Consider the following 23,176-nt stretch of genomic DNA (forward strand, 5'->3'; position numbering starts at 1 on the left):
AAGCCTTTCCCTGAAAAACACGATGACCAACGACCTCTTCGACACCGGCAATCCCGACGACGCCATCACGCTCGCCCATTACGCCGAACGCGCGTACCTCGAATACGCGCTCAGCGTCGTCAAGGGCCGCGCGTTGCCCGACGTCTGCGACGGCCAGAAGCCGGTGCAGCGGCGCATCCTGTACGCGATGCAGCGCCTCGGCCTCGCCTTCAGCGGCACGGCCGGTGCCCGGCCGGTCAAGAGCGCGCGCGTCGTCGGCGACGTGATCGGCAAGTTCCACCCGCACGGCGACCAGGCGGCGTACGACGCGATGGTGCGCATGGCGCAGGATTTCTCGCAGCGCTACCCGCTGGTCGACGGCCAGGGCAACTTCGGCTCGCGCGACGGCGACAACGCGGCCGCGATGCGCTACACCGAAGCGCGCTTGGCCCCGATCTCGCGCCTGCTGCTCGACGAGCTCGACGAAGGCACGGTCGACTTCGTCCCCAACTACGACGGCGTCGAGCGCGAACCGCGCCTGCTGCCGGCGCGCCTGCCCTTCGTGCTGCTGAACGGCGCCAGCGGCATCGCGGTGGGGCTGGCCACCGAGCTGCCGTCGCACAACCTGCGCGAGATCGCCGCGGCCACCGTCGCGCTGATCCGCAACGAGGCGATGAGCGACGACGAGCTGTTCACGCTGGTGCCGGGCCCCGACTACCCGGGCGGCGGCCAGATCATCAGCTCGCCCGAAGACATCCGCGCGGCCTACACCACCGGCCGCGGCAGCCTGAAGGTGCGCGCGCGCTGGAAGATCGAAGACCTGGCGCGCGGCCAGTGGCAGCTCGTCATCACCGAGCTGCCGCACGGCACCAGCGTGCAGAAGGTGCTCGAAGAGATCGAGGAGCTGATCAACCCGAAGGTCAAGACCGGCAAGAAGGCGCTGACCGCCGACCAGGTGCAGGTGAAGGCGACGGTGCTGGCCGTGCTCGACACGGTGCGCGACGAATCGAACAAGGATGCGGCGGTGCGCGTCGTCATCGAGCCCAAGACCAGCCGCATCGAGCAGCAGGACCTGATCAACACCTTGCTGGCGCACACCAGCCTGGAGACCTCGGCGCCGATCAACCTGACGATGATCGGCGCCGATGGCCGGCCGACGCAGAAGACCTTGCGGCTGATGCTGCAGGAGTGGATCGCCTTCCGCCAGCAGACGGTGCAGCGGCGCACGCAGCACCGCCTCGACAAGGTGCTCGAGCGCATCCACGTGCTGGAAGGCCGGCAGACGGTGCTGCTGAACATCGACGAGGTGATCCGCATCATCCGGCAGTCGGACGAGCCGAAGGCCGCGCTGATCGAGCGCTTCAAGCTGAGCGACCGGCAGGCCGAGGACATCCTCGAGATCCGCCTGCGCCAGCTGGCGCGGCTGGAAGCCATCAAGATCGAGCAGGAGCTGAAGGAGCAGCGCGCCGAGCGCGACAAGCTGCAGGAGATCCTCGGCAGCCCGGCCTCGCTGCGCCGTACGATGATCAAGGAGATCGAGGCCGACGCGAAGCAGTACGGCGACGACCGCCGCACGCTGATCCAGGCGCAGAAGCGCACCGTGGTGGAAGTGAAGGTGCTCGACGAGCCGGTGACGGTGGTGGTCAGCCTGAAGGGCTGGGCACGTGCGCTGAAGGGCCACGAGATCGATCCGGCGGCGCTGGCCTTCAAGGCGGGCGACGGGCTGTACGGCACCTTCCCGTGCCGCAGCGTCGACACCTTGCTGGTGTTCGGCAGCAACGGCCGCGTGTATTCAATCGCGGCCAGCCTGCTGCCCGGCGGGCGCGGCGACGGCCAACCGATCACGACGCTGGTCGACCTTGAAAGCGGCACGCAGCCGCTGCATTACTTTGCCGCGAGCGCCGACACGAAGCTGCTGCTGTCGAACACCGGCGGCTTCGGTCTGCTGGCGCAGGTGTCCGACATGGTCAGCCGGCAGCGCGGCGGCAAGAGCTTCCTGACGCTGGACGACGGCGACAAGCTGCTGCCGCCGGTGCCGCTGGCGGCGGCGCACAAGCAGGTGGCCTGCCTGAGCCTGAGCGGCCGGCTGCTGGTGTTCCCGCTCGACGAGCTGAAGCTGCAGTCCAACGGCGGCCGCGGGCTGACGCTGATGGAGGTCGACGCGAAGGACCCGCTGGTCTCCACCGCGACCTGTGCGGCCGCGCTGAAGGTGCTGGGCCTGGGCCGCGGCGGCAAGCCGAAGGAAGAAGACCTGAAGGGCGCGTCGCTCGCCGTCTATGGCGGCAAGCGGGCGCGCAAGGGGAAGGTGCTGGAGGCGGGGATGAAGGCGCAGCGGGTGCTGGCCGGTTGATGGCGCGCGGCCCGGCTCATTGGCCGGGCGGCACGCTCAGCGCTTGCGAGCCTGCTGCGCATGCCGCCCATCCGGCAGCGCAGTCCGCTTGCGCGGCGAGGATTTCGGTGCCGCCCGCGTCACCGGCGCGGCCGGCGTCTCCGGCTGCACCTCATGCGGCGCCGATGGCGGCGTGACCTGCCCGATCACCGGCCAGGTGGGCACCGGCATCGCGCCGAGCCAGAAGCTCCACATCGAGCGGCTCGTGCTCACCATGTGCTCCCAGCTGCGCGCCTGCCAGGCGGCCACCTGCTCGACGCCCCACGGCCCGTGCCAGGCGGGGGGCTCGGTGGCGGCGGGGTTGTCCTTGCGCGGTTCCCACCACGAGTTCCAGTGCCACATCATGATCGTGCTCCGGTAGCGGACGATCCGGTGAGCTTAGCCCTCGATGGCCGCGGGCGCCATCGGCGATTGACCCGCGGCCAGGGTGATCAACGTCCGCGCAGCGCCGACAGCACCAGCAGCCCGGCCACGCCGAACACCGCGAGGCTCCAGAACTCGTAGGGCACGCCGAGGATGGAAACGGCTGCCTCGGCGCAACTGCCGGTCACCTTGAACACCGACGGCAGCAGCTTGTCGACGCCGATGCCGGTGATGATCTTGTCGGCGAAGGTCAGGTTGCACGAGCTCGACTTCGCGGCGACCAGGTTCTGCCATAGCGCCGCCGCGATGCCGCCCGCGGCCAGCAGCACCGAGATGCCGCCGAGCGCCACGCGCGGCCCGCCACGCAGCCAGGCCGCGACGATGCACAGCACCGCGATCAGCGTGAACAGCAGCCGCTGCAGGATGCACCACGGGCAGGGGCGCATGTCGAACATGTACTGCGAGAACAGCGCGACGCCGACGGCGGCCAGGCACAGCACCGCGACGGCATACAGGCGCTGCGTGGCGCCGAACTTGAAGGCGGCCATCGGTCAGGCCACCTGCGCGATCAGCTCGATCTCGACGCAGGCACCGGTCGGCACCTGGGCCACGCCGAACGCGCTGCGGGCATGCGCGCCCTTGTCGGCGCCGAACACCTCGGCCAGCAGCTCGGAGCAGCCGTTGGTCACCAGGTGCTGCTCGGTGAATTCGCCGGTGCTGTTGACGAGGCTCATCACCTTGACGATGCGTTCGACCTTGGTGAGGTTGCCGCCGACCGCGGCCTGCAGCGTGCCCATCAGGTCGATCGCGATCGCGCGGGCGGCGAGCTTGCCGGTGGCGGTGTCCATGTCGAGGCCGAGCTTGCCGACCCAGGGCTTGCCGTCGCGCTTGGCGATGTGGCCGGACAGGAACACCAGGTTGCCGGTGCGCACGAAGGGCACGTAGGCGGCAGCGGGAGCGGACACCGGCGGCAGGTCGATGCCGAGGGCTTTCAGGCGGTCGTAGACGGACATGGCGGGGAGGGCAGGTGGAGGAAGCGGGGGATCCTACACCTGGGGCTTTGGCTGAACGCGCTGCGGGGTTGTGAGCGCGCCCGGACTGAGGATGTCCCCCGCTTCATTGGCCTTGTGGCGGTTGCCAGAGCTCGACGCGATTGCCTTCCGGGTCTTGAACCCAGCCGAACTTGCCGAATTCGGACTCGTCGACCTTGTCGTCGACCGCACAGCCTTCCGACCGCAATGCCGCGAGCAGCGCGTGAAGGTCATGCACCCGGAAGTTGACCATGAAGCTCGCCGTGCTCGGGGCGAAGGAGGACGTGTCTTCCTTGAATGGCGTCCAGAGCGTGGTGCCCGCGCCCGTCGGGTTGTCTTCGGTGACCCACCGGAAGCTCACGCCGCCCCATTCCTCGACGTCCAGCCCGAGGTGTTTCCGATACCACTCGCCGAGTGCCTTCGGGTCCTTGGACTTGAAGAAGATGCCGCCGATGCCGGTAACGCGCTTCATGACAGGACTCCTTGTTGCTGGATGAACTGTAGCGGGAGGGGGCGCGAACGCCTGTTTACACAGTGGAATTGAAATTCCAAGTATGTTGCCGCTGGAACGAACGTTCCTCAAACAACGCAAGGAGGCTCATCCATGGCAATCGACACGGCATTCAAGACCCTGAACGCGGGCGCGCTGCGGCGCCTTGCCCTGTGCACACCGCTGGCCGTGTTGTCGGCCTTTGCTGCGTTGCCCGGCTCGGCGTCTGCCGCCACCACCACGCTGGTCGGCAAGGCGAGCGGCCGTTGCATGGATGTCTCCGGCAACAGCACGACGGCCGGCGCGGGGATCCAGATCTACGACTGCCATGGCAATCCCAACCAGCAGTGGGAGTTCACTGCTTCAGGCGAGCTGCGCACCTTCGGCGGCACGCGCTGCCTCGATGCCAAGGGCCAGGGCACCACGAACGGCACGCTGGTCACGTCGTACACCTGCAACGGCCAGGCCAACCAGCAGTGGCGCTACAACGCCAACGGCACCATCTCGGGTTCGCAATCCGGCCTGTGCCTCGATGTCACGGGCGCCAGCACCGCGCAGAAGGCGGTGGTGCAACTCTGGGCCTGCCACGGCAATGGCAACCAGGTGTGGAACCGCAGCGATGGCGGCACCAACGACACCCAGGCGCCGTCGATCCCCGGCAACCTGAAGGTGGCCAACCTGCAATGCCGTTCGGTCACGCTGTCGTGGTCGGCGGCCACCGACAACGTCGGCGTCGCGTTCTACGACATCTACCACGATGGCCAGGCGATGGCTTCGGTCAGCGGCAGCACGCTCAGCACCTCGCTGACGTTGAGCCCGGGCGCCAGCTGGGGGCTGTACGTGAACGCCCGCGACGCAGCGGGCAATGTCTCGCAGGCCAGTGCGACGCTGCCGATCACCGTGCCGCAGTGCAGCGCCGACACCGAGCCGCCGACCGCGCCGACCGGGCTCTCCGGCTCGGTGGCCGGCACCGCCGCCACGCTGACCTGGAAGGCCGCCACCGACAACGTCGCGGTGAGCGCCTATGACGTCTACCGCGACGATGCCAAGGTCGGCTCCACTTCGAACCTGAGCTACACCGACAGCGGCCTCGCCGCCAGCACGACCTACCGCTATGCGGTGGCCGCGCGCGATGCGCAGGGCAACGTGTCGGCCCGCAGCACCAGCGTCAGCCTGACGACCGGCGGCGCGTGCAGCAACCCGGTGTGCTCGGTGAGCCAGGTGGCCACCGACACCGACATCCCGTGGGGGCTGGTCACGCTGCCCGACGGCAACGTGCTTTACAGCCGCCGTGATGCGCAGGACATCGTGCGACTGAACCCGGCCACCGGCGCCAAGACCACCGTCGGCAAGATCCCGAACGTGTCCGGCACCGACGGCGAGGGCGGGCTGATGGGCTTGGCCGTGACGCCGGCCTTCCCGGCCACCGACCCATGGCTCTACGTGATGCACACGACGGCCAGCGACAACCGCGTGATCCGCCTGAAGTACGTCAACGGCACGCTGGACACGTCGACGATCCAGGTGCTGCTGAGCGGCATCCTGCGCAACAAGTACCACAACGGCGGCCGCCTGCGCTTCGGCCCGGACGGCAAACTCTACGTCGCCACCGGCGATGCGCAGAACGGCGCCAACGCGCAGAACACCAGCGGCCTGAACGGCAAGGTGCTGCGGATGAACCCGGATGGCACGCGGCCCACCGACAACCCGTTCGGCAACTACGTGTGGAGCTACGGCCACCGCAACCCGCAAGGCCTGGCCTTCGATGCGCAGGGCCGGCTGTGGGAGCAGGAGTTCGGCGACGGCACGATGGACGAGACCAACCTGATCCAGAAGGGCGGCAACTACGGCTGGCCCGACTGCGAAGGCACCTCGTCGCGCAGCGGTGGCGGCTGCGGCACCTCGGGCTACATCGCGCCCAAGCACACCTACCCGACGGCAGACGGCTCGTGCAGCGGCATCGCGATCGTGCGCGGCGTGCTGTATGTAGCGTGCCAGCGCGGCACGCGCGTGTATCGCGAGGTCATCAGCGGCGACAGCCTGACCAACGTGCAGGAGCTGTTCCGCGGCACCTACGGCCGCATCCGCACCGTCGAACCGTCGATCGACGGCAACCTGTGGATGAGCACCACGAACAATGGCGACAAGGACAGCACGGCCAACAACAGCGACGAGAAGATCTTCAAGGTGATCCTCGGCAATTGAGGGCGGTGCGGCGAGCCATCGCGTTCGCAGCAGCGACGCGGTGGTCATGCCTGCGAAGGTCAGCAGCAGTGAGCCGCCGAGGTGCAATGCCATCGCGGCGCAGGCCATCGCCAGTTGGTCCTGCCGCATCAGGCAGGCAGCGCCACCTGCACTCGCCCGATGCGCAGACAAGGCGGGCTGTACCTTGCGGGGATCACGGCTGCATTGCTGTCGGAGGTTTCTTGGCAACTCCAGCAGCAGGCCGTCTGCCCGGCGTCGGTCACGGTGCTACTGCTCATCGCATCGCTGCCCTGCGTGATGCTCGCGTAGCGCTGGCGCTGTGCAGCACTGCTCGGCGTGCTGGCCGCGTCGATCGCCGGCTTCTCGTCCTCCGACCTGCGCGCCTCATTGCGATTAGCCGATGCGCTGCCCACCTCGCTCGAAGGCGAAGACCTGATCCTCATCGGCGTCGTCGCGAGCCTCCCCGACCACACCCCCTCCGCCCTGCAGTTCGCTTCGAGGTCGCTGAAGCCCGTCGGCGTGGCCAACTGGTCACCGTGCCGCCGCTCGTCTTGCTTGGCTGGTACAAAGGCTGACACGATGAGGGAACGTTGATGTCGACCATTCACGGGATAGGAAAAGAAGATGTTCTCGAAGACGACGCGCAGTGAAGGGGACGTTGTTGCGGACTTGCTGGCACTGACCGGCTCGCCGGGCTACGTACATGCCATCGCCGCGATTTGCGTGCGAGACAACCTGGTCGTCTATCGGGAAGAGCTGACGGTGTCCGACATGGAGAAAGTCCATCAGCCCAGCCGGTTGCTTCGCACCGAGTTGATGGTGCTGCTGGGTTTTATGTGCCGCAGCGAACGCGACCTCGCCGAACCGACCGCGCAAGACCTTGCACGCTATGTCGCGCGTTCTGACGAGCTTCTTTCGGAGTTGCATGAAGCGATGTGGTTGCCGATGCGCGAGTCGATGCTGGAACTGCTCAATAGCGTTCCGAGCGCGGGAGGCGAGGAAGGCTGTGCTGAGGCGGTCGAGGTGCCGCCGGCCAGCGGAGAGTCCATGCGCGAGGCCATCTTCTACGGCACGGAGTCCGCACATCACTTCCAGTACAGGGACATGGCACCGGAGAAGTACGGTCGGGACGACGCTTGGCTGCTCGCCAACAAGGGTTTCACGTCCGGACAGGCCAGCGTCGTCGCTCGCACGATGTGTGACGAGATGAGCGCCCGTGGTGCGGAAATCTACGGCGCTGCAAAACAGATGGGGGTGGAGCCTTCGAGCTGGCTGGCGATGTTCGAGTTCCGCGCCGACGATGTTGCCCATCGCAGCGGCGTGGCACTTGATGCCGTGCAGGCGTTCATGCGGGCGTTCACACTGCCCGGCAACAACGAGGGCTTCAGGTCCGTCGGAGATTTCAACGAAGTGGTGGCGATGCCGCTCATCCCGACAGGGGCCGGCGGCGTCTTGCTCTTCGACCATGGAGCGATGTATGAGTCGCTCTACGAGTCGCCGTTCTACTGGATGTTCGCGGACAAGACCTACCGGCCCACGGCGAACGAACACCGCGGGGCGTTTACGGAGACATTCTCTGCTCGGCGCCTTGCGACGGTGTTCGGCCGCAAGAACGTCCACGCGAACGTGAACCTGTACAGGGGAAAGAACCGCCTCGGCGAAGCCGACGTCTTGGTGACCTTTGGTGACCGCATCATCGTGGTTCAGGCCAAGGCGAAGAAGCTGACGCTGGCGGCTCGCAAGGGCAATGACGGCCTACTCCGGACGGACTTCGCCGCGGCGATTCAAGACGCATGCGACCAGGGCTGGGAATGCGCCAATGCAATCTTGGCCAAGGACTGCCGACTTGAGGATGACCAAGGCAACGAGGTGCAGCTACCTGCGTTCATTAAGCAGGTGTTCACGTTGTGCGTCGTGGCCGAGCACTACCCGGCGCTCGCTCATCAGGCGCGGGAGTACTTGAAGGCTCAGCGCACCGACGTCATCTTGCCGCCGCTGGTGATGGACGTGTTCTTGCTCGACACGATGACAGAGTTCCTCTCCAGTCCAGTTCGCCTGCTGCATTACCTGCGCATGCGCTTGTCTGTCGGAGATGAAATCCTGGTCAACCACGAGTTCACGGCACTGGCCTACCACCTGCAGACGAACCTGTGGCCCCAGGACGAATTCAGCATGGCGTACCTGGATGATTCGTTCACCGTCGCAATGGATACCGCGATGTCGGTGCGGCGGGACGGCCATGCCGGCGAGCGAACTCCACCCGGGATACTGACCAAGTTCATCGGCACGCCATTCGGCCGGGTGGTCTCGCAGTTCGAGGAGCAATCGGACGCGGGGTTGATGGAGTTCTGCTTCCTGCTTCTGTCTTTTGGAGAGGATGCGGTCCGCGGATTCAACCGAACGTTCGACGCGCTGGTAAGGCAGGGGCGCGCCGATCGGAGGCTCCACGATGCGTCGTTCCACTTCGGTGGCGGAGAAGCTGGCGTAACGATGCACTTCAATCCGGTGCAGAGCCAGGAGGCGGTCGAGAGGCTCCGCGCCCATTGCGAGATGCGCAAGTACGCCGTGCGTGCGCCGCAGTGGTTTGGAATATCCATAGGTTCGCAGGGGCAGGTGCAGTTCGCGGTTGGTGCGATGTCTCGCTGGGAGCAGTCCGCCGAGATGGATGAGCTGACGGCGGGGCTGCCCGATGCCAGCGGCGGGCATGAGGCGCTGCGGGCGTTTGCTCGTCAAGCCCGTGCGGCCAAGGTGGGCCGTAACAGCCCTTGCCCTTGCGCCAGTGGAAAGAAGTTCAAGAAGTGCTGCTTGGTTTAGCTACAGCGGGTGGTGATGTGCACGGTGTGCGCCTGAGTTGAAGGTCGCTCTGGCGAAGCATGGTGAAGTCTGTGGGTGGCGCAGGTCATGAGCGGGTGAGGCATCACAAAAGACCGCTGAACTTGTAGCCGGCCCCTGCCTTCTCGTAGGTGACGATGTTGATGCCACCCCTCTTGGTAACGTGCTTCTTGTAGCTTGCGCGCGGGAGAGCCGGCAGAACCAAGTGCCTGCGCACAGGCTTCTCAAGCAGTTCTCGGATGCATTCGCCGTGGATGAGAAGTTGGCCCACGCCCGTGTACACGTCCGTGGTTCGGGCTGAGGTCTTCACCTCGTAAAGGTCGACCTGTGCTGCGACGATAGCCAGGTCGATGGCCTGGGCTTTCTCGCTGTTTCCATTGGCGCGCAGCTGCGCTTCTAAGGCTTTGACGACCGCACCGTGCTCGACGGTTCGCTTGCCGCCACCATGGCCTTTGGTGTTCCCTTCGCCGGCGTACTCGTCGAAGTACGCCCGGAGCTTCAGCAAGGGGTCCTTTGGTGGCGAGGCGGGCTTCTTGTCGCCGCTCGAACCTTTCGTGCGGCCGCCGGTTGACGTGTCGTTGCCGTCATCTTCGGTTGCAATCCGAGTGGCTACCTCTCGGGCCTTCGCGGCGAACTCCCACAGTCCGTCGGCCAACTCCGGGTCGTCCAGGGCTGCAATCAGAATCACCCTTGAGGTGCGATGCCGGTCGCCTGCCTCGACCGTTAGGGAGTAGAACTCCCTCAAGACCTTCGCCTTTGCAAGTCCCGCCATTCCCTTGGTCAGCTTGCCTCGATGGGCGACCAAGACATCGCCATTCTCGTCAGTCACAAAGACGCCGGCCATTCGGCGGTTGTATGTGCCGGCCGGGAAGTTCAGCTGCACATCAATCTGCATCCAGGTGGACGCAGTTGGGTCTCCGGCGAGTAGAAAGTTGTTGAGCTTGTCCGGTTTGCTAGAGGGTGACCATGCTCGAACGTTGGAGCCGGTTGCGGCTTCGAAGTACACCCTTCCGGTATGGTGCCCAGAGGGATACGTGATTTCGCGCGTGCGGTGCACCCTGAAAGTCTTCGACAAGCGCCGCCCGAGTTCCTTGTTCAGTCGAGCGATTTCAGCGATGTCGGTGACAACCTCAAAGCTACTCACGGTGTCCTCCCAGGTTCACGTCCCTCTTGACTCCCAGCCCTATCGTCTTTTCGGGCTTCATCCCTCTGCTCCCTCATGTATTGCATCGCACAGTACATGTCGGCCCACGCTGACGCAAGTAGATGCAGCCCGTTCGCCAATGAAAGAGATGGATTCGACGTCGAACCATTCGTAAGCATCACCAGATTCGAGCCGTGAGCGACCGCAGCCGTTGAAACTAAACTCGCCCGATGCGCAGACAAGGCGGGCTGTACCTTGCGAGGATCACGGCTGCATGGCTGTCGGGGGTTGCTTGGCAGCTCCAGCAGCAAGCCGTCTGCCCGGCATCGGTCACTGCGCTGCTGCTCATCGCATCGCTTCCCTGCGCGATGCTCGCATGGCGCTGGCACCGTTGGGCGCTGCTCGGCGTGCTGGCCGCATCGATCGCCGGCTTCGCGGCGTCCGATCTGCGTGCCTCGCTGCGGCTGGCCGATGCGCTGCCCACCTCGCTCGAAGGCGAAGACCTGGTCCTCACCGGCGTCGTCGCCAGCCTCCCCGACCACACCCCCTCCGGCCTGCAATTCCGCTTCGAGGTCGATGAAGCCCGCTGGCGCGGCGAGCGTGTCACCGTGCCGCCGCTCGTCTCGCTCGGCTGGTACAAGGGCTGGCACGACGATGGCCCGCTGAGCGCCGAGCAATCGAAGCTGCGCGCCGGCCAGGCCTGGCGCTTCACGACGCGCCTGCGCCAGCCGCACGGCAGCCTGAACCCCAACGGTTTCGACATCGAGCTGATGCTGTTCGAGCAAAGCGTGCGCGCCACCGGCTATGTGCTCGACGGCCATGCCGAGCTGCTCGACCCCGCCGCCGCGCACCCGATCGAGCGCCTGCGCCAGCGCGTGCGCGACCGGCTGTACGCGCAGGTCGACGACCCGCAGGCGGCCGGCGTGCTGGCGGCGCTGGCAGTCGGCGACCAATCGGCCATCGAACGTGGCGACTGGCAGCTGTTCCGCAGCACCGGCATCGCCCACCTCGTCAGCATCAGCGGGCTGCACATCACGATGTTTGCGTGGCTGGCCGCGCGCCTTGCCGGTGCGCTGTGGCGGCGTTCGGTGCGCGCGATGCTGTGGGTGCCGGCGCCGCTGGCCGCGCGCTGGATCGGCCTCGCGGCGGCGATGGGCTATGCGCTGTTCGCCGGCTGGGGCGTGCCGGCCCAGCGCACGGTGTGGATGCTCGCGGTGGTCACGCTGCTGCAGGCCGGTGCGCGCCGCTGGCCGTGGCCGCTGGTGCTGCTGGCTGCGGCGGTGGTCGTCAGCGCCTGCGACCCGTGGGCGCTGCTGCAGCCGGGTTTCTGGCTGTCGTTCATGGCGGTCGGGCTGCTGATGGCGTCCGAGCCGGTGCACGGCAAGCCCGCACCAACCGCAGCCCCGAGCCGGCTCGCCGCGGTGCGGCGCAGCCTGCGCGACGGCCTGCGCACGCAGGCGATCGCCACCATCGGCTTGGCACCGCTGACGCTGGTGTTCTTCCAGCAGATCTCGGTCGTCGGCTTCGCGGCCAACCTGGTCGCGATCCCGCTGATCACGCTGGTGATCACGCCGCTCGCGCTGCTGGGGGCCGGCTGGCCGTGGCTTTGGACGCTCGGCGCGTGGGTCGAGCAGCAGTTGGTCGTGCTGCTGACGTGGCTGGCCCAGGCGCCGTGGGCGGTGTGGAGCGTGCCGGCCGCCCCGTGGTGGGCGGCGCTCGCCGGGCTGTTGTCGGCCGTGCTGCTGGTGTTGCCGCTGCCGTGGCGCCTGCGCCTGCTGGCCGTGCCGCTCGCGCTGCCCTTGCTGCTGCCGCCGCGCGAGCTGCCGGCCGCCGGTCAGTTCGAGCTGCTGGCGCTCGATGTGGGGCAGGGCACCTCGGTCCTGGTGCGCACCCGGCAGCACCTGCTGGTCTACGACGCCGGCCCGCAGTACTCGCGCGAATCGGATGCCGGCCAGCGCGTGCTGCTGCCGCTGTTGCGCTCACGCGGCGAAGACCGCATCGACCGCCTGGTGCTGAGCCACCGCGATGCCGACCACACCGGCGGCGCCGCGGCGGTGATCGCCGGCCTGCCGGTCGCCGAGCTCGACAGCTCATTGGAAGACGGCCACCCGCTGCGCGACGCCGGCGTGCCCGCCACCCGCTGCGCCGCCGGCCAGTCGTGGGACTGGGACGGCGTGCACTTCCAGATGCTGCACCCCTTCGCCGACGACTACGAGCGCGCCCGCAAGCCGAACGCCGTCTCGTGCGTGCTGCGCGTCAGCGCCGGCGGGCGCAGCGCGCTGCTCACCGGCGACATCGAGCGCGAACAGGAGGGCGCGCTGGTCGAGCGCAGCCGCGATGCACTGCGCAGCGACCTGCTGCTGGTCGCGCACCACGGCAGCCGCACCTCGTCGAGCGCGGATTTCCTCGATGCGGTGCAGCCGCAGGTCGCGCTGATCCAGGCCGGCTACCGCAACCGCTTCGGCCACCCGGTGCCCGAGGTGCTGGCCCGGCTGCACGAGCGCGACGTGCTGGTCGCCGCCAGCACCTCGTGCGGCGCCTGGCGCTGGCGCAGCGACCGCCCACCCGCTGCCGGTGTTTGCGAGCGTGACCGCGCCCGCCGCTACTGGCACCATCGGGTGCCGCCGCCGTGACGAGAATGGCCTGGAATTTGCTACCCTGACCCCAGAGGAGACCGATTCGATGAGAGCAAGCTTCGACGAGATGCAGGCCAGCAGCACCACGGTGCGCGACCACTACAGGGTGTACGAGCGCTGGCTGGCCCAGCAACCGGGCGACGTGATGCGCTCGCGCCGCGAAGAAGCCGAGATGATCTTCCGCCGCGTCGGCATCACCTTCGCGGTGTACGGCGCGAAGGACGAAGACGGCTCCGGCACCGAACGCCTGATCCCGTTCGACCTGATCCCGCGCGTGATCCCCGCTTCCGAGTGGACGAGCATGGAAGCCGGCCTGCGCCAGCGCGTGACCGCGCTGAACCGCTTCATCCACGACGTCTACCACGGCCAGGAGATCATCAAGGCCGGCATCGTCCCCGGCGACCAGATCTTCAAGAACGCGCAGTTCCGCCCCGAGATGATGGGCGTCGACGTGCCGGGCGGCGTCTATTCGCACATCTCCGGCATCGACATCGTGCGCGCCGCCAACCCCGACGGCAGCGGCTCGTACTACGTGCTCGAAGACAACCTGCGCGTGCCCAGCGGCGTGAGCTACATGCTCGAGAACCGCAAGATGATGATGCGGCTGTTCCCCGACCTGTTCAGCCAGCACCGCGTGGCACCGGTCGCGCACTACCCCGACCTGCTGCTCGAAACCCTGCGCGCGGTCGCGCCGGCCGCCGTCAACGACCCGACCGTCGTGGTGCTGACGCCCGGCATGTACAACAGCGCCTACTTCGAGCACGCCTTCCTCGCGCAGCAGATGGGCGTCGAGCTGGTCGAGGGGCAGGACCTGTTCGTCAAGGACAACTTCGTCTACATGCGCACGACGCAGGGCCCGAAGCGCGTCGACGTGATCTACCGCCGCGTCGACGACGACTTCCTCGATCCGCTCGCCTTCCGCCCCGATTCGACGCTCGGCTGCGCCGGGCTGCTCAGCGTCTACCGCGCCGGCAACGTGACGCTGTCGAACGCCATCGGCACCGGCGTCGCCGACGACAAGTCGATCTACCCCTACGTGCCGAAGATGATCGAGTTCTACCTCGGCGAGAAACCGATCCTGAACAACGTGCCGACCTACCAGTGCCGCGATGCCGAGGACATGAAATACGTGCTGGCGCACCTGGGCGAGCTGGTCGTGAAAGAGGTGCACGGCGCCGGCGGCTACGGCATGCTGGTCGGGCCGGCCGCCACGAAGGACGAGATCGCCGATTTCCGCAAGGTGCTCGAGGCCAACCCCGGCGGCTACATCGCGCAGCCGACGCTGAGCCTGTCGACCTGCCCGACCTTCGTCGAGAGCGGCATCGCGCCGCGCCACATCGACCTGCGCCCGTTCGTGCTGAGCGGCAAGACGGTGCAGATGGTGCCGGGCGGGCTGACGCGCGTCGCGCTGAAGGAGGGCTCGCTGGTCGTCAACTCGTCGCAAGGCGGGGGCACGAAAGACACCTGGGTGCTGGAAGCCTGAGACCTGAAGCCTGAGAAAAGGGGAGACCAACGATGCTGTCGAGAACCGCCGACCACCTCTTCTGGATGGCCCGCTACATGGAGCGGGCCGAGAACACCGCCCGCATGCTGGACGTCAACTACCAGACCTCGCTGCTGCCGCAATCGGCCGATGCCGCGGTCAACGGCTGGAAGGGCCTGCTGAGCATCTCCGAGCTGAGCCCCGACTACGCGTCGCGCTACGGCGAGATCGATGCCCGCCGCGTGATGGACTACATGGTCAGCGACGAGCGCAACCCGTCGAGCATCTACAGCTGCCTGATGGCCGCGCGCGAGAACGCCCGCGCGGTGCGCGGCACGCTGACCACCGAGGTCTGGGAGACGCAGAACCAGACCTGGCTCGAGTTCCAGCGCATGCTGCGCCACAAGACCTTCCAGAAGGACCCCGGCGAGGGCTTCGAATGGGTCAAGTTCCGCTCGCACCTGTCGCGCGGCGTGACGGTGGGCACGATGCTGCAGGACGAGGCCTTCCACTTCCTGCGCATCGGCAGCTTCCTGGAGCGCGCCGACAACACCGCCCGCATGCTCGACGTGAAGTTTCACGCGGTCGAGAGCGAGTTCTTCGGCACCGGCTCGATGGGCACCAATGGCAACGGCAACGGCAAGGACCAGGAGTACGACTTCTACCACTGGTCGGCGATCCTGCGCTCGGTGTCCGGCTTCGAGGTCTACCGCAAGGCCTACCGCAACGTCATCAAGCCCGAGAAAGTGGCCGAATTGCTGATCCTGCGCTCCGACATGCCCCGCTCGCTGGCCGCCTGCATGGACGAGGTCGTGAACAACCTGCGCCAGGTGGCCAACGAGCAGTCGTCCGACACGCTGCGCCGCGCGGGCCGGCTGCAGGCCGACCTGCGCTTCGGCCGCATCGACGAGATCCTCGCGACCGGCCTGCACGCGTTCCTCACGCAGTTCCTCGAACGCGTCGGCACGCTGGGGGTGGGCATCAGCCGCGACTTCCTGGTGCCGGTGGCGGCATGACGTCGCGTGCGCGGGCCACCGGATGAAGCTCGACATCCGGCACGTCACGCACTACGACTACAGCGCGCCGCTGCAGTACGCGCTGCAGTCGCTGTGCCTCACGCCGCAGGCCAACGCTCACCAGACGGTGCTCGACTGGAGCCTGTCCGCGCCCGGCCAGCTGTTCGCGCAGCGCGATGCCTTCGGCAACCTGGGCCACACCTGGAGCCTGCGCCAGCGCGTCTACCGCGGCGTGGTGCGGGCCGCGGGTGTCGTGCGCACGCATGCCTCGCCGCTGCTGGTCGACGACCGCATCCCGCCGGCCTTCTACCTGCGCGCCACGCCGCTCACCGAGGCCGCCGACGCGCTCGCCGCGCTGGGCCGCGAGCACCTCGACGGCCCGGTCGATGAGGCCCGGGCGCTCACGCTGGCGCTCGCGGTGGCCGACCGCATCGCCTACGAAGGCGGCAAGACGACCACGCGCACCAGCGCCGCCGAAGCGCTCGCGCTCGGCGCCGGCGTGTGCCAGGACCAGGCCCACGTCTTCATCGCCGCCTGCCGCGCTGCCGGCGTGCCGGCGCGCTACGTGAGCGGCTATTTCCACGCCCCCGATGCGCCCGCCCTCGCGAGCCACGCCTGGGCCGACGTCTGCGTCGACCCCGTCGCGCGGCGCTGGCTCAGCGTCGACATCACGCACCGCTGCCTGATGGACGAGCGCCACGTGCGCCTGGCCGTCGGCCCCGACTACGCCGCCTGCTCGCCGATCCGTGGCGTGCGCGAAGGCGGCGGCGACGAAACCATGCGGGTCACGGTGGACATCGGCGTCCTCGACGACGCCCCCACGCCGGACCCCGTTCCCGAAACCGCGGTGCTCACCGCCCAGGAGCCCTGAATGTCCATCCACGTCGCGCTCAACCACGTGACCCACTACCGGTACGACCGGCCGATCAACCTGGGCCCGCAGGTGATCCGGCTGCGCCCGGCCCCGCATTCGCGCACCCGGGTGCTGAGCTACTCGATGCGCATCGAGCCGGCCACGCACTTCATCAACTGGCAGCAGGACCCGCAGGCCAACTACCTGGCGCGGCTGGTGTTCCCGGACAAGACCACCTCGTTCCGCATCGAGGTCGACCTGGTGGTCGAGATGTCGGTGCTGAACCCGTTCGATTTCTTCCTCGAACCGGCGGCCGAGCACTTTCCGTTCGAGTACGACAAGTCGCTCGCGACCGAGCTGGAGCCGTACCGCCACAAGGCGCCGCTGACGCCGGCCTTCGAGAAGTACCTGGCCAGCATCCCGCGCGAGAAGATGCAGACGACCAACTTCCTGGTCGCGCTGAACCAGCGGCTGCAAAAAGACATCGGCTACCTGATCCGCATGGAGCCCGGCGTGCAGACGCCGGAGCAGACGCTGGTCAACGCGAGCGGCTCGTGCCGCGATTCCGGCTGGCTGCTGGTGCAGATCCTGCGGCATCTGGGCTTCGCGTCGCGCTTCGTGTCGGGCTACCTGATCCAGCTGAAGAGCGATGTCAAATCGCTCGACGGCCCCAGCGGCACCGAGGTCGATTTCACCGACCTGCACGCCTGGTGCGAGGTCTACCTGCCGGGCGCCGGCTGGATCGGGTTCGACCCCACGTCGGGCCTGCTGGCGGGCGAGGGCCACATCCCGCTCGCCTGCTCGCCGGAGCCGTCGTCGGCCGCGCCGGTGAGCGGCGCGCTGGACGAATGCGAGACCGAGTTCGAGCACCTGATGAAGGTCACGCGCATCTGGGAAGCGCCGCGCGTGACGCTGCCCTACGACGATGCGCAGTGGGGCGAGATCGAGGCGATGGGCCACCGCGTCGACGACGACCTGCGCCGCCACGACGTGCGGCTGACGCAGGGCGGTGAGCCGACCTTCGTGTCGGTCGACGACCGCGACGGCGCCGAATGGAACACCGACGCGATGGGGCCGACCAAGCGGCTGCTGAGCGCCGACCTGATGGACAAGCTGCGCCGCAAGTACGGCGACGGCGGGCTGCTGCACTACGGGCAGGGCAAGTGGTACCCGGGCGAGCAGTTGCCGCGCTGGTCGCTGAACCTGTTCTGGCGCAAGGACCGCGAGCCGGTGTGGACGCACCCCGAGCTGTTCGCCGACGAGCACAAGGACTACGGCGTCACCGACGTGCAGGCGCAGCAGTTCCTGCAGGGCGTCGCGCAGCGCCTGGGGCTGGACGGCAAGTACGTGTTCCCGGCGTATGAAGACGTCTGGTACTACCTGTGGCGCGAGCGCAAGCTGCCGGTCAATGTCGACCCGTTCGACGCGAAGCTCTCCGACGCGCTGGAGCGCGACCGCCTGCGGAATGTGTTCAGCCAGGGGTTGGACAAGGTGGTCGGCCACGTCTTGCCGATCGCGCGCAACCCGGTGCGCAATGCCATCAACCGGTGGAAGACCGGCGCGTGGTTCCTGCGCGCCGAGCGCTGCTACCTGATCCCCGGCGATTCGGCGATGGGCTACCGGCTGCCGCTCGATTCGCAGCCCTGGGCCAAGGACACCGACCTGCCGTGGGTGCATCCGCCGGATCAATCGCAGCCGTTCGCGCCGCTGCCGGCCTACCCCCGGCTGCGCCTGGCGCCGGGCTCGACCGCGAGCGTGATGCCCGCGGTTCCAGCTCCGACACCCCAGCCGGCGCCGAAGGAATCGGCCGGCTGGGTCACCCGCACCGCGATCAGCGTCGAGCCGCGCGGTGGCCGGCTCTACGTCTTCCTTCCGCCGGCGACCGCGCTGGAGGACTACCTGGAGGTGATCGCCGCGGTCGAGGACACGGCAGTCGCGATGAAGCTGCCGGTGATCCTGGAAGGCTACGAGCCGCCGAAGGATCCGCGGCTGTCGACGCTGCGCGTCACGCCCGACCCCGGCGTGATCGAGGTCAACATCCACCCGGCGCACAACTGGGGCGAGCTGGTCGAGCAGACGACGCACCTCTACCAGGCAGCGCACGAGACGCGGCTGTCGACCGAGAAGTTCATGGTCGACGGTCGCCACACCGGCACCGGCGGCGGCAACCACTTCGTGCTGGGCGGCGCGACGGTGGCCGATTCGCCGTTCCTGCGCCGGCCCGACCTGCTGGCCAGCATGGTCGGCTACTGGCACAACCACCCGGCGCTGAGCTACCTGTTCTCGGGGCTGTTCATCGGCCCGACCAGCCAGGCGCCGCGCGTCGACGAGGCGCGCAACGATTCGGTCTACGAGATCGAGATCGCGTTCGCCGAGCTGCAGCGGATCGCCGCGCAAGGCAACGGCTACACGCCGCCGTGGCTGGTCGACCGGCTGATGCGCAACCTGCTGATCGACGTGACCGGCAACACGCACCGCGCCGAGTTCTGCATCGACAAGCTGTACTCGCCCGACGGCCCGACCGGCCGGCTCGGTCTGCTGGAGATGCGCGCGTTCGAGATGCCGCCGCATGCGCGCATGAGCCTGACGCAGCAGCTGCTGATGCGTGCGCTGGTGTCGCGCTTCTGGCAGCGGCCGTACCAGCCGCCGCGCCTGAAGCGCTGGGGCACCGAGCTGCACGACCGCTTCATGCTGCCGCACTTCATCTGGCAGGACCTGTGCGACGTGATCGAGGAGATGAACCAGTTCGGCTACGGCTTCCAGCCGGAGTGGTTCGCGCCGCACCTGAACTTCCGCTTCCCGCGGCTGGGCGATTTCAGCGCGATGGGCACCGAGGTCGAGCTGCGGCTCGCGCTGGAGCCGTGGCACGTGATGGGCGAGGAGGGCGCGCCGGGCGGCACGGTGCGCTTCGTCGATTCGTCGGTCGAGCGGCTGCAGGTGCGGGCGACCGGCCTCGTCGGCGACCGCCATGTGCTGACCTGCAACGGCCGCGTGATCCCGATGCAGCCGACCGGCAAGGTCGGCGAGTTCGTCGGCGCGGTGCGCTACCGCGCGTGGAACCCGGCATCGGCGCTCCACCCGTCGATCCCGGTGCATGCGCCGCTGACGATCGACCTGGTCGACAGCTGGATGAGCCGCTCGCTGGGCGGCTGCCAGTACCACGTGGCCCACCCGGGCGGACGCAGCTACGACACCGCGCCGGTCAATGCCTACGAGGCCGAGGCGCGGCGGCTGGCGCGCTTCTTCCGCGTCGGCCACACGCCGGGCGTGATGGTGGTGCCGAAGGAGGAGCGCAACCCGAACTTTCCGTTCACGCTGGATCTGCGGCGCGCTCCCTCGTGACGCAGGACGCGATGCGCATGTGACAAACTGGCGACTGGTTTGAAGTCGACACATGCTCAGAACATTGCTTGAGGGATACGCCGTCAATGAGGGCCGCTACGACGAGTTGCTCGCCGCGGCCGGCGAACCCCGGCCCCACTGGGAAGCCTTCCTGAAGACCCTGGCCCAGCGCCAGGGCCCCGACATCGGCGACACCTTGTCGCTGATGGAACGCGAGATCCGCGAGAACGGGATCACCTACAACGTCTACGCCGACCCGCAGGGCGCCGACCGCCCCTGGGAGGTCGACCCGCTGCCGCTGCTGATCTCGCCCACCGAATGGGACGAGATCGAGGCCGGCATCGCGCAGCGCGCCGAGTTGCTGAACCGCGTGCTGACCGACATCTATGGCCCGCAGGAACTGCTGCGCAACGGCAGCGTGCCGCCGTCGGTGGTGTTCGGCCACAGCGGCTTCCTGCACCAGGTGCAGGGCATCCGCCCGCCCGGCGGCGTGCACCTGTTCCAGTACGCGGCCGACCTCGCGCGCTCGCCCGACGGCCGCTGGTGGGTCGTCAACGACCGCACGCAGGCGCCCTCGGGCGCCGGCTACGCGCTGGAGAACCGGCTGGTCGTCTCGCGGGTGTTCCCGCAGATGTTCCGCGACCTGCACGTGCAGCACCTGGCCTCGTTCTTCTCGAACCTGCGCGAATCGCTGCTGCGCCTGGCCCCGAAAGGGGACGGTCCGCCGCTGATCGGCCTGCTGACGCCGGGGCCGTACAACGAAACCTACTTCGAGCACGCGCTGCTGGCGCGCTACCTCGGCTTCGCGCTCGTCGAGGGCAGCGACCTGACGGTGCGCGACGGCCGCGTCTGGATGAAGACCGTCGACGGCCTGAAGCGGGTGCACGCGCTGCTGCGCCGCCAGGACGACGACTACTGCGATCCGCTCGAGCTGCGCTCCGATTCGGCGCTCGGCGTGGCCGGCCTCACCGACTGCGCACGCCGCGGCACCGTGCTGCTGGCCAATGCGCTCGGCTCGGGCGTGCTCGAATCCGGCGCGCTGCTCGGCTACCTGCCGCAGCTCAGCGAACAGCTGCTCGGCGAGCCGCTGCTGCTGCCGTCGGTCGCCACCTGGTGGCTGGGCGAGCCGGCGGCGTTCGACGACGCCTGGAAGCGCATCGACCACCTGATCATCAAGCCGCTGGACCGCTCGGCCGGCGAGCCGGCGGTGTTCGGCGCCGACCTCTCCGACGACGAGCGCGTGCTGCTGCGGGCCCGCGTGGCGGCACGCCCGCAGCGCTACGTCGCGCAGGAGTGGGTGCACGTGTCGCAGGCGCCGGTGCTCGAGCGCGAGCAGCGCGGCACCGCCCGCCATGGCGAACACCTGAGCGCGCGCACCGTCGGGCTGCGGGTGTTCGCGGTCGCGACGCCGAACGGCTGGCGCGTGATGCCTGGCGGCCTGACCCGCGTGGCCGGCGACGAAGACGACCGCGTGATCGGCATGCAGCGCGGCGGCCGCTCGAAGGACACCTGGGTGCTGTCCGACCGGCCGGTCAACGCGTCGTTCTCGCTGCTGACCCGCACCGTGACGCCGGCCGACCTGGCGACGACCAAGGGCAACGTGCCGTCGCGCACCGCCGAGAACCTGTTCTGGTTCGGCCGCTACGGCGAGCGCTGCGATGCCTCGGCGCGGCTGCTGCGTGTCGCGGTGGCCGGCGTGCTGGGCAATGTCGATGCGCGCGCCGACGACCCGGAAGACGGCCTGACGCCGACGCTCGCGCTCGCGAAGCGCATGGGCCTGATCGATTCGCTCGATGACGTGGGCACCGAGCTGCTGCGCGCCGCGACGCACCCGGACGAAGGCTTGAGCGTGCGGCTGCGGCAGCTGCTGCGCGTGGCCTTCAGCCTGCGCGACCGCCTGTCGGCCGACAACTGGCGCACGCTGAACCAGCTGATCGCCGACCCGGTGTTCCAGCGCGGCGGCTCGCTGGCGCTGGCGCTGGCCTGGCTGGACCGCGCGGTCACCTCGATGATGACGCTGTCGGGTTTCGTGCTCGACGGCATGACGCGCAGCACCTCGTGGCGTTTCCTGTCGATCGGGCGGCGCATCGAGCGGCTGTCGACCCTGTGCCAGACGCTGAAGGTCGCGACGCGCGAAGGCCGCAGCAGCGGGCTCGACTGGCTGCTGGAGCTGACCGACTCCACCGTGACCTACCGTTCGCGCTACCTGGTGGCGCCGGAATGGCTGCCGGTGCTCGACCTGCTGCTGCGCGACGACACCAACCCGCGCTCGGTGGCCTTCCAGGTGAAGGGGCTGGTGGAATACACCGACAGGCTCGAGCGCACGCACGGGCGCTTCGCGAGCGACGTGCTCGGGCCGGCGCAGGCGGCGCTGCTGGCGCTCGGTGCGCACGACCTGCACCCGGAGAGCGAGGCGCTGGCGGCGGTGATCGACCAGCTGCAGCGCGCCGCGTACACGGTGTCGGACGAGCTGACGCTGAAGTTCTTCTCGCACGCCGCGTCGCGCAGCGTGCTGTCGCTGGTCGCGTGATGCCGGCCGTCCGCTACACCGTCGAGCACGAGACGCGCTACGCGTACGCGGCGCCGGTGTCTCAATCGTGGCAACTGGCCCGGCTCGCGCCGCGCGACCTGCCGTGGCAGAAGCTGCTGGCGCATTCGCTGCAGATCGATCCGCCGCCCGACGAGCGCCACGAGGCGCCCGACAGCTTCGGCAACGCGGTCACGCATTTCGGGCTGCACGGTGCGCACCGGCTGCTGCGGGTGCGCATGGCCTGCACGGTCGAGGTGGGCACGCGGCCGGTGTGGGCCTCGGCCGCGCAGCCGTGGGAATCGGTGCGCGATGCGGTGCGCAACACACCGACGCTCGGTGCGCTGGAGCCGGCGCGCATGTGCGAACCGACGGTGCTGGTGCCCTTGTCCGAAGGTGCGCGGCTGTATGCCCGCACCGCGCTGGCGCCGGGCCGCGACTGGTTCGAGTCGATCTCGGCGCTGACGCAGGCGATCCACGCCGACTTCGAGTTCGAGGCGGGGGCGACCACGGTGAGCACCTCGGTCGACGAGGTGCTGTACCAGAAGCGCGGCGTCTGCCAGGACTTCGCGCACCTGATGATCGCCTGCCTGCGCGGCCACGGGCTGCCGGCGCGCTACGTGTCGGGCTACCTGCTGACCGATCCGCCGCCAGGGCAGCCGCGGCTGCTCGGCGTCGACGCGTCGCATGCGTGGGTGGCCGCGTACTCGCCGGCGCACGGCTGGGTCGAGTTCGATCCCACCAACAACCAGCTGGCCGACGAGCGCTACATCACGCTCGCCTGGGGCGCCGATTTCGCCGACGTGGTGCCGCTGCGCGGCGTGATCCTCGGGGGTGGCGAGCAGCAGCTCGATGTGTCGGTGAGCGTGACGCCGGTCTGACGGCG

Annotated in this window: 16 protein-coding genes; 11 read left to right on the forward strand and 5 right to left on the reverse strand. The window is 68.4% G+C overall.

Annotated features, from left to right (window positions below; translation table 11 throughout):
- The first annotated feature begins 22 nt into the window (after positions 1 to 22).
- Entirely contained in the window at positions 23 to 2,329 is a 2,307-nt protein-coding gene (gene parC / locus ACXJLU_RS04165) for a DNA topoisomerase IV subunit A (RefSeq protein ID WP_457329211.1), read from the forward strand.
- Positions 2,330 to 2,365: 36 nt separating this feature from the next.
- Here the strand turns inward: parC and ACXJLU_RS04170 are convergent, their stop codons facing one another.
- From ACXJLU_RS04170 to ACXJLU_RS04185, 4 genes are all read right to left on the reverse strand, one after another.
- Positions 2,366 to 2,713 carry a hypothetical protein gene (locus ACXJLU_RS04170; RefSeq protein WP_457329212.1) on the reverse strand — a complete coding sequence of 116 codons (348 nt, stop codon included), beginning with the start codon at positions 2,711 to 2,713 and terminating at the stop codon, positions 2,366 to 2,368.
- 86 nt (positions 2,714 to 2,799) lie between these two features.
- Positions 2,800 to 3,279: a disulfide bond formation protein B gene (locus tag ACXJLU_RS04175; protein WP_457329213.1), complete on the reverse strand. Its 480-nt coding sequence runs from the start codon at positions 3,277 to 3,279 to the stop codon at positions 2,800 to 2,802.
- Positions 3,280 to 3,282: 3 nt separating this feature from the next.
- Positions 3,283 to 3,744, reverse strand: coding sequence for a RidA family protein (locus ACXJLU_RS04180; protein WP_457329214.1), 462 nt, complete (start codon positions 3,742 to 3,744; stop codon positions 3,283 to 3,285).
- 103 nt (positions 3,745 to 3,847) lie between these two features.
- The gene (locus ACXJLU_RS04185) at positions 3,848 to 4,234 is read right to left on the reverse strand and encodes a VOC family protein (protein ID WP_457329215.1); all 387 of its coding nucleotides are present in this window, start codon (positions 4,232 to 4,234) and stop codon (positions 3,848 to 3,850) included.
- A gap of 132 nt (positions 4,235 to 4,366) precedes the next feature.
- On the opposite strand from ACXJLU_RS04185, the gene ACXJLU_RS04190 reads away from it, so the two are divergent.
- The 3 genes from ACXJLU_RS04190 (at position 4,367) to ACXJLU_RS04200 (ending at position 9,271) form a co-directional block, all read left to right on the forward strand.
- Positions 4,367 to 6,457, forward strand: a complete 2,091-nt coding sequence (locus ACXJLU_RS04190) for a PQQ-dependent sugar dehydrogenase (protein WP_457329216.1) — start codon at positions 4,367 to 4,369, stop codon at positions 6,455 to 6,457.
- Positions 6,458 to 6,793: 336 nt separating this feature from the next.
- Entirely contained in the window at positions 6,794 to 7,051 is a 258-nt protein-coding gene (locus ACXJLU_RS04195) for a hypothetical protein (protein WP_457329217.1), read from the forward strand.
- A gap of 30 nt (positions 7,052 to 7,081) precedes the next feature.
- Positions 7,082 to 9,271 carry a YecA family protein gene (locus ACXJLU_RS04200; RefSeq protein ID WP_457329218.1) on the forward strand — a complete coding sequence of 730 codons (2,190 nt, stop codon included), beginning with the start codon at positions 7,082 to 7,084 and terminating at the stop codon, positions 9,269 to 9,271.
- Positions 9,272 to 9,374: 103 nt separating this feature from the next.
- Here ACXJLU_RS04200 and ACXJLU_RS04205 read toward each other — a convergent pair whose 3' ends face one another.
- Complete coding sequence (locus ACXJLU_RS04205; RefSeq protein WP_457329219.1) at positions 9,375 to 10,433, reverse strand: hypothetical protein; 1,059 nt, start codon at positions 10,431 to 10,433, stop codon at positions 9,375 to 9,377.
- A 230-nt stretch (positions 10,434 to 10,663) separates the two neighbouring features.
- Here ACXJLU_RS04205 and ACXJLU_RS04210 point away from each other — a divergent pair, with 230 nt between their 5' ends.
- The 7 genes from ACXJLU_RS04210 to ACXJLU_RS04240 are packed head-to-tail and all read left to right on the forward strand — an operon-like array spanning position 10,664 to position 23,171.
- The gene (locus ACXJLU_RS04210) at positions 10,664 to 13,066 is read left to right on the forward strand and encodes a DNA internalization-related competence protein ComEC/Rec2 (RefSeq protein WP_457329220.1); all 2,403 of its coding nucleotides are present in this window, start codon (positions 10,664 to 10,666) and stop codon (positions 13,064 to 13,066) included.
- Between the two features lie 49 nt (positions 13,067 to 13,115).
- Positions 13,116 to 14,552 carry a circularly permuted type 2 ATP-grasp protein gene (locus tag ACXJLU_RS04215; RefSeq protein ID WP_457329221.1) on the forward strand — a complete coding sequence of 479 codons (1,437 nt, stop codon included), beginning with the start codon at positions 13,116 to 13,118 and terminating at the stop codon, positions 14,550 to 14,552.
- A 32-nt stretch (positions 14,553 to 14,584) separates the two neighbouring features.
- A complete protein-coding gene (locus tag ACXJLU_RS04220; RefSeq protein ID WP_457329222.1) occupies positions 14,585 to 15,568 on the forward strand; it encodes an alpha-E domain-containing protein in 984 nt (327 codons plus the stop codon).
- 22 nt (positions 15,569 to 15,590) lie between these two features.
- Positions 15,591 to 16,439: a transglutaminase family protein gene (locus tag ACXJLU_RS04225; protein ID WP_457329223.1), complete on the forward strand. Its 849-nt coding sequence runs from the start codon at positions 15,591 to 15,593 to the stop codon at positions 16,437 to 16,439.
- Complete coding sequence (locus tag ACXJLU_RS04230) at positions 16,440 to 19,763, forward strand: transglutaminase family protein (protein WP_457329224.1); 3,324 nt, start codon at positions 16,440 to 16,442, stop codon at positions 19,761 to 19,763. It abuts the gene before it with no gap.
- Between the two features lie 52 nt (positions 19,764 to 19,815).
- Entirely contained in the window at positions 19,816 to 22,293 is a 2,478-nt protein-coding gene (locus ACXJLU_RS04235; protein ID WP_073464349.1) for a circularly permuted type 2 ATP-grasp protein, read from the forward strand.
- Positions 22,293 to 23,171 carry a transglutaminase family protein gene (locus ACXJLU_RS04240; RefSeq protein WP_457329225.1) on the forward strand — a complete coding sequence of 293 codons (879 nt, stop codon included), beginning with the start codon at positions 22,293 to 22,295 and terminating at the stop codon, positions 23,169 to 23,171. Before ACXJLU_RS04235 ends, ACXJLU_RS04240 begins: the two co-directional genes overlap by 1 nt.
- The last annotated feature ends 5 nt before the right edge of the window (positions 23,172 to 23,176 follow it).

Source organism: Rhizobacter sp. P5_C2 (assembly GCF_054049715.1).